Genomic DNA, 14,040 nt, shown 5'->3' with positions numbered 1-14,040 from the left:
ACACACCCGCTCTCGGTCGATTACGATGGGTTTAAACGACGCAAGCGGGAATTGCTCGTCATGGTAACCATCTACGACGTTCCGGCCGACGCGCTCATCGAGGAGCTGTCGGACCGGCTTGCGGATCGGCTTGAAACCCCCGAGTGGGTCAACTACACGAAATCCGGTGCAGATAGAGAGCTCCCGCCAGAGCAGGACGACTTCTGGGAGACTCGCGCGGCGTCGCTGCTCCGGAAGGTCGCGATGAACGGGCCGATCGGCATCGAGCGACTCGCGACCGAATACGGCGGCTCGACCCGCGGCTCGACCCGCTATCGGGTTGCCCCGCCGAGCCACGCCGGCGGCTCCCGGAAGATCATCCGCACCGCGCTCGCCCAGCTCGAAGACGAGGGCTTCGTCCAGACCGCACAGGGCGAGGGGCGCCGCATCACCGACGAGGGCCGTGCGTTCCTCGACGAGGCTGCCGAAGCGGTCTTCGAATCGATCGACAACCCGGAACTCGAGCGCTACGCCTGATCGGCGCCGCGGTCCGATTGCTTTCGCTGTGGCCTCCGAAATGGTTTTCATTGCCGGATCGAGAATATACAGCCATGAGCGGAAGCCCTGACGACGAAAAACTCGAGGAACTCCGAGAACAGAAGCTCAAAGAGCTGCAAGACCGCGCGGAATCCGGCGCCAACGAGGAGGCTCAAGAGGCCGCCCAACAGCAGGCGGAGGCGCAAAAAGAGGCGATGCTCCGCCAGCATCTCACCGACGGCGCACGCCAGCGACTCAACGCTGTGCAGATGTCGAAACCCGAGTTCGCCCAGCAGGTCGAACAACAGATTGTCGCACTCGCCCGCAGTGGGCGGCTACAGGACCGTATTGACGAAGACCAGATGAAGTCGCTGCTCAAAGAGCTTCAGCCCGAATCGAAATCGTTCAACATCCGCCGGCGGTAGATGGACCTCGCACTCTTGTACAGCGGCGGCAAAGACTCCTCGCTGGCAGCCCTGTTGGTCGATCGTTTCTACGACGTCACACTCGTCACTGCGCACTTTGGTATCACCGACGACTGGCAACATGCCGAAGCCGCCGCCGAGTCGCTGTCGTTTCCCTTCGAGACCGTCGAACTCGATCGATCGACCGCCGACGCCGCAGCCGAACGGATGTACGAGGACGGCTTTCCGCGTAACGGCATCCAGATGGTCCACCACCACGCGCTCGAAACGGTCGCAGAACTGTCTGTTGACGCGATTGCTGACGGGACCCGACGTGACGATCGCGTCCCGACCGTCACCCGCGCACAGGCACAAAGCATCGAGGATCGCTACGGCGTCGACTATATTTCGCCGCTTTCGGGGTTCGGCCGCGGCGCCGTCGATCGGCTCGTTGAGGCGACGTTCGAGGTCGAATCGGGACCGAGTGAGGTGATCCCGAAAGCCGATTACGAGGGTGAACTTCGAGCGCTCCTGGCCGACAAATACGGGGCCGACGCTGTCACTGACGTGTTCCCCGAGCACGAACAGACGTACGTCCGCGGATCGATCGAGTGATTGCTAAGTGCCGCTGAGCGGCCGTTGAGTGACCGCTGAGTGATTGCTAAGTGCCGCTGAGCGGCCGTTGAGTGACCGCTGAGTGATTGCTAAGTGCCGCTGAGTGGCCGCTCTCGCTTTCGGGTGTCTGCAGGTGTGATCGAACCACTCTTGTCGCGGCTGGCCCTCGACCGATTCAATGGATGCCGGACTCGGGTTCGCTGTCGCTGCCGCGCTCGTGTGGGGCGTGTATATTTTTGTCCTGAAGCGATCGTTCGTTGGTATTCCGCCCGCAGCGCTGACCGTGCTCATCAATATCTCGGCGATCACGTGGTACCTGCCGGTTGCGATTACCCAGACGGATCTCGAAGCGAGCCAGTTCACCGGCATTGACGCGACGGCAATCGGCGTGGTCGCGCTCACGATCGTGACCACCGCGGCTGCGTTTATTCTGTTTCTGTGGGCGATCGACGACGGCGACGTCTCCTACGTTACACCGATTAACAAGATCGTCCCGGTGTTTGTGTTGCCGATCGAGATTCTTGTCCTCGGACAGGTGCTGACGCCGCTGCAGGTCGGCGGCCTCGTCGTCGCGACGCTTGCGGTGTACGTCGCGAACTACGAGCCGGGCGGGTTCTTCGAGCCGTTCCGCAAAGCCGCGAAGTCTCGGCCCGCACAGTTTGCGCTGTTGAGTGCCGTCTGTTATGCGATCTCCGACGTGGGCAAACGGGTTGCCCTCCAGGAGCTCGCGATCCCCGGAACGCTTTGGGTGCCCCTCCTGTTATCCGGGGTCGCGATCGTGCTCCTGCCGAGTGCAATCAAGAACCCACCGACGCTTTCGCGGCGATCGATCCCGCTGTTTGCCGGCGGCGGCGCGATCGTCGCCCTCGGTGAACACACCACGACGATCGCATTTTCGCTGTTGCCTGCGAGCATCGCTTCCCCGGTGATCAACACGCAGGCGATCGTGGCGGTCGTTCTCGGCGGAATCATTCTCGGCGAGCGCTACTTTCGGCTTCGGCTCGTCGCGGCTGTGCTCGCGGTTATCGGGGTAACGATGATCGCGATCTGATCGTGGGACTTCGTCTTTACGGGCATTCTGTCCCAACGAGGTCGCGGCCGAACCGACAGCTTTCAGACGATCGCTCGAAAACCCCTTTGCATGTACCAAGGGCTCAAAGGATTTCGTGACTTCTACCCTGAGGAGATGGCTCCTCGCCGGGAGGTCATCGACACGGTCGAGACCGCGGCCGCGCGGTACGGCTTCCGCGAGATCGGGACGCCGGCGCTCGAACGGACCGAGATGTACGTCGACAAGTCCGGCGAGGAGATCGTCGAGGAGCTGTACAACTTTACCGACAAAGGCGATCGGGACGTGGCGCTCACGCCCGAGTTGACCCCGACGGTCGCACGGATGGTCGTCGCGAAGGCGCAGGCGCTCTCGAAGCCGATTAAGTGGTACTCCACGCGGCCGTTTTGGCGCTACGAGCAGGTCCAGCAGGGCCGTTTTCGGGAGTTCTACCAGACGAACGTCGACATCTTCGGATCGAGCGAACCGACTGCCGACGCCGAGGTGCTCGCCGTTGCCGCGGACGCCTTGACCGGGCTTGGCCTCACTGCAAAAGACTTCGAGTTCCGGGTCTCTCACCGCGACATCCTCGGCGGGCTGTTGGACGCCTTTGACGCCGACGTGGATACGCAGGCCGCAATCCGTGCGGTCGACAAAAGCGCGAAGATCGAGACGGCCGAGTACCACAACCTCCTCGTCGACGCCGGCCTGAGTGCCGCCCAGGCCGCTGAATTTGACGACCTGCTCGACACCGACGATCTCTCGGATCTCACGGCGTTCGCGGAGACCGATCGCGTCGCCGACGCTGTTGAGAACCTCGAAGCTGTGCTAGAAGCCGCTGAAGACTTCGGTGCCCGAGAGTACTGCACAGTTTCGCTCGAGACCGCCCGCGGATTAGATTACTACACTGGCGTCGTCTTCGAGTGCTTCGACTCGACCGGCGAGATCGGCCGCTCGGTGTTCGGCGGCGGGCGCTACGATGATCTGATCGAATCCTTTGGCGGCCAGCCAACGCCCGCGGTTGGCGTTGCGCCCGGCCACGCACCGCTTGGCCTCTTGTTACAGCGCGCCGGCGTCTGGCCCGATGACGCGGCGACGATCGACTACTACGTGTTGACCGTTGGCGATACCCGATCGGTCGCCGCGGATATCGCCCGCGACCTCCGCGATCGAGGCAACGTCGTCGAGACGGACCTCTCCGATCGCAGCTTCGGCGCACAGATGGGCTATGCGGACTCGATCGGCGCGGAGACGGTCGTCATCGTCGGCGAACGGGACTTGGCCGACGACAACGTGACGGTCAAAGACATGGCCTCCGGCGACCAGACAACTGTCGATGTCGACGCCTTCCCCGGGGCGTTCGATCGACCGACGTACGACGACTTCTGAGATGCGCGCGTTCCGGCTCGCCTACGACGGCCGGCCGTTTCACGGCTATCAGCGACAGCCGGACGTCCGCACCGTCGAGGGGGATCTCTTTTCTACCCTCCGTTCGCTCGATGTCTGTGCGCCCGATCGTGCCCCGCCGGGGTACGCCGCCGCAGGCCGGACGGACGCCGGGGTGTCGGCGATCGCACAGACGATCGCGTTCGACGCCCCCGGGTGGCTCACCCCGCGAGCGCTCAACAGCGAACTCCCCGGTTCGATCCGCGCGTACGCGGCCGCTGATGCTCCGGACGGGTTTCACCCGACGCATCACGCCTATCGCCGCGAGTACAGCTATCATCTCTATGCGCCCACAGGTGAGCAACAGTCGATCGCTAGTCTGCCACCAATCGCCAGTCTGCCGCCGATCGACGACGAGCGGGCCGCAGCCGCGCTCGAGCAGCTCTGCGGCAGCCACGATTTTCACAACCTCACGCCTGATGCGGAGGGCACCCACCGAGGGCTCTCTGGACGGCTCGATCGAGATGGAGGCTTCCTCGTCGTCCGATTCGCGGCCGGCGGATTTGCCCGTGAGCTGGTTCGACGGCTCGTGACTGTTGTCCACCGCGTGGGGACCGGAGAACTGTCGATTGACTTCATCGATCGCCTGCTAGGCTCCGAATCGATCGAGGGCGGTGACGGGATCCCGCCGGCCCCACCGGAGCCGCTCGTACTCTCAGACGTCATCTACCCGCAACTCTCGTTCGTCGTCGACGAGGCTGCCCGCGAGCGCGCGATTGAGGCGATCGGCGGTCGAGCGATCGAGGGCGCGATTGTCGAACGGACCAACGCGTCGATCGTCGAGGGGCTCCGCGACGCCGGCGACGTAGCGTCGAGCGATGAACGGTAAGATACCTACCGCCGAGCGTGTGAATACAGCTCACAGTAGCGCTCCCCTCCCCTCATAGCAACTTTTTGTTCGATCGGGCCCGAACGCCCAGTATGTGCTACGATGCGGTCGTTTTCGACAACGACGGCGTGTTGACGTATCCAACGCCGCGATCGGTCCTTCGGCAGGGCGTTCGTGACGCGTTCGCCGAATTCGGTGTCACGCCCGACGATGCGGTCGTCGATGGGATGATCGACGCCGATATCACGCGGATTCAGCAGATCGCCGAGCGCTACGAGATCGACCCAGCGGCGCTGTGGGCCCAACGCGAGTCGGCGGTCGCCGCTACACAGCGATCGGCGCTCGAAGACGGCCGGAAAACGCTGTACGCAGACGTCGGAACGCTCGCAGAACTCGATGCACCGCTTGGAATCGTGAGCAACAACCAACACGAGACGGTCGAATCGATCGTCGACCGCTTCGACCTGTCTGCACTGTTTGGCTACGCGACGGGCCGCCCGCCAACACTGGAGGGCTTTCAGCGGCGTAAACCCCAGCCAGACTTCTTAGAAGACGCGGTTTCGGCGATCGGCGTCGACTCGGCGCTGTACGTCGGCGACAGCAACGTCGACGTGCTCGCGGCCGATCGCGCCGGCTTGGACGTCGCATTCATCCGCCGGCCCCACCGGGCAGACTACCAGCTCGTCGCCGACCCGACCTACGAGATCGAGTCGCTGGAGGAACTGTCGGCGATCGCTGTCTGAGTCGGTGAAATTGCGGAATACTGTCCGGTCACTCCCAGTTGTCAGGCCACAAGTCAGCCGCACGCATCCCCGGTTCGAAGTCGGCCTCACGGAACCGATCGGCCAGGTCGTTGACTTCGAGTCGGGGGAGCTCCCGATCGGCCAGTTCGATCGCCAACAGCGCCGTGAGGATCCCGTGCTCGCGGATGTTTCTGTCGTCGACCTTGTCGCGGGTATCGGCGTGAGTGTGGCCCCAGCCACGGCCGCGATCATCGCTGTCGCTGTGTAGCTGGAGAGCGGGAATGCCCGCGCGGACGAACGGCCACTGGTCGCTGAACGGGTGCGGTTCGAGCTCCGTTCGGATCGGCTGGTTCGTCTCCGTTGCGATCGACTCGGCCACATCCACGACTGTCTCAGAGCCGTGTGCCAACGCGACGAGGTCGCGGAACCGCCCTGCGCCGTCGACGTTCAGCACTCCGTGGACGCGCTCGTGATCGATCGCCGCCGCGAGGTGCTCTGCGCCCAGGAGTCCGATTTCCTCACAACCGACCGCGACGACCCGAACCCCTCGTGTCAGTTTGTCTTCGGCAGCCGCGAGGATTCGCACTGCCGCGAGCACGGTTGCGATCCCACAGCCGTTGTCCAGCGCTCCCTCGGCGATATCGTGCGCGTCGTAGTGTGCGACGAGAAACAGCTCCTCGTCGGTCTTGGGGCCGAGTCGACCGACGACGTTCTGACTCTCGCCGGCGACGGTTTCGGCCTCGACAGACACCGATAGCTCAGCGCTCGGTCCCGCTGTGTTTTCGGCGTATTCGCGGAGCCACGTGCCCGTCTCCTTGCTGACCCCGACGGCGATCGCCGCGGCCTCTTGGCCGAATTTGAGTGCGCCTGTCGGCGGCAGCTGTCCGGGTGTGTGGTTGACGAACACGAACCCGACTGCGCCGGATTCGATCGCGTAGCCAAACTTCTCCATACGGTGAATAAATCGGCCACCTTCGGGGGTTGTCGTACTCGCGACGACAATCCGGTCCTCCACGTTCAGTTCGTCAATCTCCGCGGGCGTTCCGTAGCCGGCGTCGACGAACGGGGCAGTTTCGGCCCCGCTCGGGGAGTACGGCAGTGCGATCGACTCGAAAGATCGACCAGACCGGTTTGTCGACCCGCGAAGCTCGAGTTCACTCGATCCTCGTCGCCACTCGTCCATCTCGAAGGGATCGATTGAGACGTCCTCGAGCCCGGTGTCTTCGAAGGCGGTGCCGACGCGTTCGGCGGCTTCTCGTTCGCCCTCACTGCCGCCCATGCGGTTACCGATCGCCGTCAGGTCGGTTAGGAACTGCCACGGCGTTTCATCCGTCCATGTCCGTCCGATCGCCGCCGAGAGGGCGGCCGATCGCTCGGTGTTACTCATACACCCTGGTTAGTGAGCGTGGGCAAAATGATACGTGTTGTGGCGATCGAAGCCGCTGATTGGCAAGGCTTACGATTGAGCCACCCGTCCCGATTGGTATGAGTTCGGTTCCCGAACGTGGTGAGATCGACGAGGAGTACAAGTGGTCTCTCGAGAGCATCTATGCGACCGACTCGGGCTGGGAGGCGGCCTACGAGGCGGTTTCCGAACAGATCGATGCGTTGCGCCGCTACGAAGGGCAGGTCACCGAGGACGCCGAAACCCTCCATGAGTTGTTATCGCTCCGCGAGGAGATCATGCGAGACGTCTCACAGGTAAGCGTGTACGCAAACCTTCGAAGCAGCGAAGACACCAGAAACCAGGAGTACCAGGCGCTGTCGGCGAAAGCGCAGTCGCTGTCTTCGGAGGCCGCGAGCGCGATCTCGTATCTCGAACCGGAGCTACAGGAACTCGACGACGACGACATCGAGGCGTTCATCGACGCCGAGCCGGCACTTGCGGAGTACGAACACTACTTCGACGACGTACTGCGCGGAAAGGAACACACTCGATCGGCGGAGGTCGAAGAACTCCTCGCGGAACTCAGTGAGATCACGAGTTCGCCCAGCGAGATCTACTCAATGCTCGCGAACGCCGATATGGAGTTTCCCACTGTCGAAGATCCTGACGGCGATGCGATCGAGATCAGCCAGGGCAACTTCACGAAGCTGCAAAAACACGAAGATCGGGCGTTCCGTAAACTCGTCTACGAAGAGTTCTACGACGAGTGGGAAGACGTCCGAAACACTGTCGGGACATCGTTGCAAAACCAGGTTCGCAAGGACGTCAAGATGGCGCGTGCGAGAAACTACGACTCAGCCCGTGAGGCTGCACTCGACGGTCCAAATGTGCCTGTCGAGGTATACGACACCCTCGTTGATACGGTCCGGAACAACCTCAAGTATCTCCACCGCCACGCCGAGTTGAAGCGCGACGCGCTCGGACTTGACGAGCTTCAAATGTGGGACCTGTACATGTCGATCACTGGTGAGGAAGGACCCGAAGTCAGCTACGAGCAGGCAAAGACATGGGTGATCGAGGCAGTTGAACCGCTTGGGGAAGAATATCAGTCGCGGATGGCCGAGGGCCTTGAGGATCGCTGGGTCGACGTCTACGAGAACCGCGGCAAGCGCGCGGGCGCGTTCTCGTCTGGTACCTACGACACCCAGCCATTCATCATGATGAACTACCAGGACGACATCGCCTCGATGTTCACGCTGGCGCACGAACTCGGCCACTCGATGCACTCGGAGCTCGCCCAGGATGAACAGGCGTGGCACGACGCGGGCTATGAGATCTTCGTCGCAGAGGTCGCTTCGACGGTCAACGAGACGCTTCTCACTCACTACCTGCTCGAAACCCTCGAAGACGACGAACTCCGAACGGCTGTGCTCGACGAGTATCTCGAGCGGTTCCGATCGACGCTGTTCCGCCAGACGATGTTCGCCGACTTCGAACAGGAGATTCACGCGCTCGCCGAGGTCGATCAGCCGCTCACGCCGGATGTCTTCGACGAGATCTACGGCGACCTGAAAGCGGAGTTCTACGCGCCTGCGGAGACCGACGATCGAATCGCTCGCGAGTGGGAGCGAATTCCCCACTTCTACTACAACTTCTACGTGTACCAGTACGCGACGGGCATTTCTGCGGCAGCTGCGATCGTTGCGCGGATCCGCGAGGAGGGCGACTCGGCCGCCGCCGAGTATCGCAAGATGCTCGAAGCCGGTGGAAGCGTCTACCCGATCGAGGCGCTCGAAATCGCGGGCATCGATATGACCGACCCCGAGCCGATCGAGGCCGCACTGTCGGTGTACGGCGTGTATCTCGATCGAATGGCAGAACTGCAGGATCTGGCGTAGCCCCGTTCTCGCCTGATCAGTTTTTTGCGTTCTTGTGGTATCCGTGGTGCGTCCGCGACCCAAAGGCACATTTATCCCCGACACAAAGGGATCATAGCGAATGTCACGTAGCCCGTCGCTCCCGGACCAACCGCGATTGGAGTTGGATCCGGAGATGTCCGATACTGAACGCCTCACCGCGCTCAAACAGCACTTCGAGCGCATCCTCACGGTCAACGAGGAGCTCGATGACCGCCTCACAGATGCGACCGATCGCCGCCAGGACCTCCGCGAGGAGGTCCAGCGGCTCAAACATCGTAACAATGCACTGAAAGCCTCGGCGTTGTACATCGCCTCTGTCGAAGAGATATCCGAAGACGGCGTCATCATCAAACAACATGGCAACAACCAAGAGGTACTTACTGAGGTCTCTCCGGGTGTTCTCAACGATATCGAAGCGGGCGATCGCGTGGCAATAAACGAGTCGTTCGGGATCGAACTCGTCCTCGACGACGAGACCGACTCGCGCGCGCAAGCGATGGAGATCACCGATTCACCCGCGGTGAGCTACGCGGATATCGGCGGGATCGACGAGCAGATTCGCGAGGTTCGCGAGGCCGTCGAAGATCCACTGTCGAACCCAGAGCTGTTCGACGCCGTTGGCGTCGAGCCGCCGTCCGGGGTGTTGTTGCACGGTCCACCGGGAACCGGCAAGACGATGCTCGCGAAGGCGGTCGCCAACGAGACCGACGCGACGTTCATCAAGATGGCCGGTTCTGAACTCGTCCAGAAGTTCATTGGCGAGGGCTCGCGGCTGGTTCGCGATCTGTTCAAACTCGCCGCCGAGCGCGAGCCGGCAGTCGTTTTCATCGACGAAATCGACGCGGTTGCGTCGCGACGGACGGACTCGAAGACCTCCGGTGATGCGGAGGTCCAGCGGACAATGATGCAACTGCTCAGTGAGATGGATGGCTTCGACGATCGCGGCGAGATCCGCATCATCGCTGCAACCAACCGATTTGATATGCTTGACGAGGCGATCCTTCGCCCCGGCCGCTTCGATCGACTCATTGAGGTACCCAAACCTGAACTTGAGGGCCGCCGTCGGATCCTTAAAATCCACACCGAGGACATGAACCTCGCTGACGACGTCGACCTCGACTCGATTGCCGACGAGCTCTCTGGATACAGCGGCGCGGACATCAAGAGCCTCTCGACGGAGGCGGGAATGTTCGCTATCCGCGACGATCGCACCGCGGTAACGACCGCAGACTTCGAGGCCGCCCGCGAGAAGCTCGATCGCTCCGAGGACGAGCCTGACGGCGTTATCAAATACCAGTACTGAACGACCCGACAGCCACGCAGTGGGACAGCCTCCAGGGCCGTCTTCACTGTTCGACAGCTACGTACGCTCTTTTGACATCCATCGCAGCGTTTCGTAACCCCTTATTCGCGTGACCGACTACATCGGCCAATGAACCCCACGATCTACGTGGCTGGCGGTGTCGGCCGCGGCCCGACCGAGATCGCCGCCTACGACGCCGCGCTCGCGGAGATCAACCTCCACAACTACAACCTGGTGACTGTTTCGTCTATCGTGCCCGATCGCGGAACCATCCAGCAGGTCGAGGCCGCACCGGACCTCGGGACGGCTGGAAACCGGCTGTTCGTCGTCCAGTCGAAAGCCGTCGCCGCGCCCGGTGAGGAGGAGCCGATCGCGGCCGGATTGGGATGGGCGATCGGCCCCGGCCCCGGACTGTTCTACGAGGCGACAGGGCCAGACGCCGAGGCGGTTCGGGACGAACTTGACGTTGGGCTTACGGCGGGGTTGTCGCTCAGGGAGTGGTCCTGTCCCGATCGCGGCTATGAGGTGTCGATCGCAGAGCCAGCAGCCGACGAGTGCGTTGTCGCGGTTGTGCTTGCGGCCTACGGCGACAGCGCGCCGATGTTTCGGTGATACACGCGGCCAGACTGGCTGTGCGATCGGAATCCGGCTGCCCGACGGTTTTATACGCTGGTGTGACATACTGCCTACAGCCTCTCACATGAACGGAAACAACCCCTATGCGGGGGCCCCCGGCGTCGTCGAGGCCGGCCAACCGACGAACGACGTAGAGCTATCCGGTGAACAAAAACAGGCACTCCGCCAGGAGGTTGCAGGCATCGTCTCCCGGACTGAGTCGTACCTTCCGGAGGGATACCACGTCGGCTCTGAGCTATCGTTTGACGGCACAGGGCCACTTGCAACTGTCGCTGTCGAGCCCCCGGCTGGGCACCCTGTCACCGCTGGGTTCTCCCCGGAAATCGATGAACTGGCCTCCGGGCTGGATGAGACTGACGCGAACGAGGTCGCCCAGGGGCTGGCAGCGAGCGCAGCCATGCAGGTTATGAGCGCGATCGGCGATTCAGTCACACCGACCGGCCGGTAGACCCACCTCCCACGTCCCGAGTTCCGTTTTTGCATCGTGTCCCGTTGATCACATTGGAGCGATCGCCCGCTCATCCCGACCAGAACCGCTCGGTAATCCGTGCAGATATCGCCTCCGGGAGCAGTTTTCCAAGGATGTACCGTAGCCTGTCCCACTGACTGGGGACCACGACCCGATCGCCGGCGATCATCCCCTGATAGGCTACTTCTGCAACCGATCGCGGCGACTGCAGGCGTCGCCCTGGAATCGCCGATCGATCCATTCCGCCTCGAGTGAGAAACGCCGTATTCGTTTCACCCGGACACAGTGTGGTAACCGTGACGCCTGTACCCCGTAGCTCGGTCGCGAGTGCCAGCGAGAACGATCGGACGTACGCCTTCGTTGCCCCGTAGATCGCAGCGGTCGGGACTGGTACCACACCCGCCAGCGACGCGGTGTGGAGGATGTGCCCGTGGCCGCGATCGACCATCCGCGGCGCGATCCGTTTTGTCAACGCCGTTGTTGCAACCACATTCAGCTCGATCATTGCCCGTTCGTCATCGAAGTCTGTCTCGGTGAACCGGCCGTACACCGGAACGCCGGCGTTGTTACACAATACGTCCACGCGGCCGTCGATCGCCGCCAGCCGGTCGTCGATGCGATCGACAGCTCCGTCGGCTGTGAGATCGAGCGCTAGCGGCTCGGTCCACACACCGTGTACGTCTGCGAGTCGATCGGCGTGTTCGGCGAGGGGCTCCTCGTCGACATCGATCAACAAGAGATCGTGGCCGTTTCGCGCGACGATCGACGCCAGCGCCTTGCCGATCCCCGAGGCCGCACCGGTGACAAGCGCGAGCGACCGCTTCGATCGATCGCTCGTCGTTCTGTCGGTGCGCTCGGCTCGTTCCATACCACTCTGTCGTGGGTGAACCTCAAAACGGCTGGGTCGGCGATCGAACAAACGATTGGGTCGGCGATCGAACAAACGATTGGGTCGGCGATCGAACCCACTTAGCGGCCGAGAGATCGCCCTCCAGACGCGAACGTTGATGACGATCCGTCCTGAGAAGTGATGTATGGCAAGCGCCGCGCTTTCGGAGCCAGCGGTCCTCGCGCACGCCAAACAGCGGCTGTTCCCCGAGGCGGCCGAGCAGACGTACGCTGTCGTCGACACGCAGTTTGGAACCGACAACTGGCTCGCCGGACAGCCGATCGATCCAGACATCCAAGCGGTGCTGGCACCGTTCAATCACGTCCGGCTCGGGTCGGGATACCCCGATCTCGTGGGTGTCCGCGCGCTCCCCTCGGAGTTGCTCGCAGTCGAGCGCTTTGGCGAGGAGCCGCCGCTCATCGCGATCGAAGCCAAGGGCTATCGCGCAGACGCGGCGATCGACGTTGAACGCGGGATTCTGCAGGCGTACGATCGCCTCGCAGAGGCGAACGCCGCGTACGTCGCTGCACCGACAGACGCGGTTTCTGAAACCGCTCGAACGCTGGCTCGTGAGCTCAACGTTGGTGTGCTGGGTGTCGACGCGAACGGGACGGTTGAGCCGATCGAAACCCCTCGCGTGGTTGGCAATCGGACTTCGCCAGACGCGACCGCAATCCGGTTTCAGGCGAGCGCACAGGGCGTCGCCGACGCGTCGTTCGGGTTGAATCATCCAAAGAACTATCTCGCGTACCCGCTCTGTGTCTATCACCCCGCGCCCACCCAACGCGTACTTGAAGATCGTGTTGTTGCGGCCGTCGACGGTGCTCGGCGGGGAGCGGCGTTCCTCGGATTGATCGATCGCGATCCGGATCGCGATCGGCTCACGCCGCTCGGCCGAGAGGTTGTCCGTTTTGGAATCGAGCAGTACGGGTCCGTCGATGCGGCCTTGTCGCCGTTCGACGGCTGGAAGCGATCGCGCAAGCGGTTCTGCGAGCTGGCTCCCAAATGGGGACTGTTGACCCGCCGCGTTGTGTGGGCCTATCCGGCGACGCAACTGCTCGCCGAGGAGCTACAGACGATGCACAACGACGGAATCACCCGGCCGTCGCTTGTTGACTTCGTTGCGTGGCTTCACACGCACCATCCAACGTTTACTGTTGAGCTGTTCCTTTCCGGGCGATCGGCCGTTCGCAGCCGCGTCCTTGACGCCGACGGTCGTCTCAACGTGGATGCGCTCGCCGACGGATCGGTGTACCACTCGCCAACGGTCTTTCAGCTCAAGGCGATGTTGTACCACGCGGGGGTTCTGACCGATCGCGGTGCGGAACCACACCGACTCGATCCAACGGAGGACGTCTGGGCACTCCGAACGCCGATCGCCTAGCACTGGCTCCCAGCGCTACGCATTGACTGTCGTTTTTATTTCGATGAAGTAGCCAAACGGATCGGTGACGTACACCGCTGGGGCGACGCCGGTTGCGCCTAAGGGTTCAAGCTCTTGGTCGATCTCGATTTTGGCTGTTTCGAGTCGGTGTTTGACAGCGTCGATCGGTTCGGGCGTCACGATCGCGAGGTGATCGTAGCTGTCCTTTTCAGGCGGCACAAACGCTTCACTCGGTCGAAGGTGGATGACTGCGGAATCGTTCAGCCGAACCGAGACGAACGGCTTCTCGCCGGCCTCGTACAGCTCGCGGTTCTCGATATCGAATCTGAGCCCGTCGTGATAAAACTCGATCGCAGCCTCGATGCCGTCCGCGGGTATTTTGAGGTTCACGTGGTCGATCGCGTCAATCTCCATATGCATCGATCGTGTTCGTGACCAATAAATTCGCTCAC

15 protein-coding genes are annotated in these 14,040 nt (G+C 62.4%); 12 read left to right on the top strand and 3 right to left on the bottom strand.

Going from position 1 to position 14,040, the window contains the following annotated elements:
• The first annotated feature begins 60 nt into the window (after positions 1-60).
• From E5K03_RS03160 to E5K03_RS03130, 7 genes are all read left to right on the top strand, one after another.
• A complete protein-coding gene (locus E5K03_RS03160; RefSeq protein WP_138004914.1) occupies positions 61-516 on the top strand; it encodes a 30S ribosomal protein S19e in 456 nt (151 codons plus the stop codon).
• Between the two features lie 74 nt (positions 517-590).
• A complete protein-coding gene (locus E5K03_RS03155) occupies positions 591-941 on the top strand; it encodes a DNA-binding protein (protein ID WP_138004913.1) in 351 nt (116 codons plus the stop codon).
• Positions 942-1,535 carry a DUF7411 family protein gene (locus tag E5K03_RS03150; protein ID WP_138004912.1) on the top strand — a complete coding sequence of 198 codons (594 nt, stop codon included), beginning with the start codon at positions 942-944 and terminating at the stop codon, positions 1,533-1,535.
• Positions 1,536-1,713: 178 nt separating this feature from the next.
• Entirely contained in the window at positions 1,714-2,586 is an 873-nt protein-coding gene (locus E5K03_RS03145) for a DMT family transporter (protein ID WP_138004911.1), read from the top strand.
• Between the two features lie 90 nt (positions 2,587-2,676).
• Positions 2,677-3,972 (top strand): histidine--tRNA ligase, encoded by a 1,296-nt coding sequence (gene hisS / locus E5K03_RS03140; protein ID WP_138004910.1) that lies wholly within the window; start codon positions 2,677-2,679, stop codon positions 3,970-3,972.
• A gap of 1 nt (position 3,973) precedes the next feature.
• Complete coding sequence (truA, locus tag E5K03_RS03135) at positions 3,974-4,858, top strand: tRNA pseudouridine(38-40) synthase TruA (protein ID WP_138004909.1); 885 nt, start codon at positions 3,974-3,976, stop codon at positions 4,856-4,858.
• Positions 4,859-4,950: 92 nt separating this feature from the next.
• Positions 4,951-5,601, top strand: a complete 651-nt coding sequence (locus tag E5K03_RS03130; RefSeq protein WP_138004908.1) for an HAD family hydrolase — start codon at positions 4,951-4,953, stop codon at positions 5,599-5,601.
• Positions 5,602-5,629: 28 nt separating this feature from the next.
• Here E5K03_RS03130 and E5K03_RS03125 read toward each other — a convergent pair whose 3' ends face one another.
• Positions 5,630-6,988, bottom strand: a complete 1,359-nt coding sequence (locus E5K03_RS03125) for a M28 family metallopeptidase (RefSeq protein WP_138004907.1) — start codon at positions 6,986-6,988, stop codon at positions 5,630-5,632.
• A 98-nt stretch (positions 6,989-7,086) separates the two neighbouring features.
• Here E5K03_RS03125 and pepF point away from each other — a divergent pair, with 98 nt between their 5' ends.
• The 4 genes from pepF (at position 7,087) to E5K03_RS03105 (ending at position 11,294) form a co-directional block, all read left to right on the top strand.
• Positions 7,087-8,886 carry an oligoendopeptidase F gene (gene pepF, locus E5K03_RS03120; protein WP_138004906.1) on the top strand — a complete coding sequence of 600 codons (1,800 nt, stop codon included), beginning with the start codon at positions 7,087-7,089 and terminating at the stop codon, positions 8,884-8,886.
• A gap of 100 nt (positions 8,887-8,986) precedes the next feature.
• A complete protein-coding gene (gene pan2, locus E5K03_RS03115; protein WP_138004905.1) occupies positions 8,987-10,210 on the top strand; it encodes a proteasome-activating nucleotidase Pan2 in 1,224 nt (407 codons plus the stop codon).
• A 129-nt stretch (positions 10,211-10,339) separates the two neighbouring features.
• On the top strand, positions 10,340-10,822 hold the full coding sequence (locus E5K03_RS03110; RefSeq protein WP_138004904.1) for a pyruvoyl-dependent arginine decarboxylase: 483 nt from the start codon (positions 10,340-10,342) through the stop codon (positions 10,820-10,822).
• 88 nt (positions 10,823-10,910) lie between these two features.
• Positions 10,911-11,294 carry a DUF5811 family protein gene (locus E5K03_RS03105; protein WP_138004903.1) on the top strand — a complete coding sequence of 128 codons (384 nt, stop codon included), beginning with the start codon at positions 10,911-10,913 and terminating at the stop codon, positions 11,292-11,294.
• 70 nt (positions 11,295-11,364) lie between these two features.
• Here the strand turns inward: E5K03_RS03105 and E5K03_RS03100 are convergent, their stop codons facing one another.
• A complete protein-coding gene (locus tag E5K03_RS03100; RefSeq protein WP_138004902.1) occupies positions 11,365-12,183 on the bottom strand; it encodes an SDR family NAD(P)-dependent oxidoreductase in 819 nt (272 codons plus the stop codon).
• A gap of 166 nt (positions 12,184-12,349) precedes the next feature.
• Between E5K03_RS03100 and E5K03_RS03095 the strand changes: the two genes are divergently transcribed.
• The gene (locus E5K03_RS03095) at positions 12,350-13,588 is read left to right on the top strand and encodes a hypothetical protein (protein WP_138004901.1); all 1,239 of its coding nucleotides are present in this window, start codon (positions 12,350-12,352) and stop codon (positions 13,586-13,588) included.
• 15 nt (positions 13,589-13,603) lie between these two features.
• Here the strand turns inward: E5K03_RS03095 and E5K03_RS03090 are convergent, their stop codons facing one another.
• Positions 13,604-14,002, bottom strand: a complete 399-nt coding sequence (locus E5K03_RS03090) for a VOC family protein (RefSeq protein WP_138004900.1) — start codon at positions 14,000-14,002, stop codon at positions 13,604-13,606.
• Between the last annotated feature and the right edge of the window lie 38 nt (positions 14,003-14,040).

The organism is Halalkalirubrum salinum (genome assembly GCF_005543295.1).
In the GTDB taxonomy this organism is placed as follows: Archaea; Halobacteriota; Halobacteria; order Halobacteriales; family Haloferacaceae; genus Halalkalirubrum; species Halalkalirubrum salinum.
This window is presented reverse-complemented; position numbering and strand designations above follow the sequence as displayed.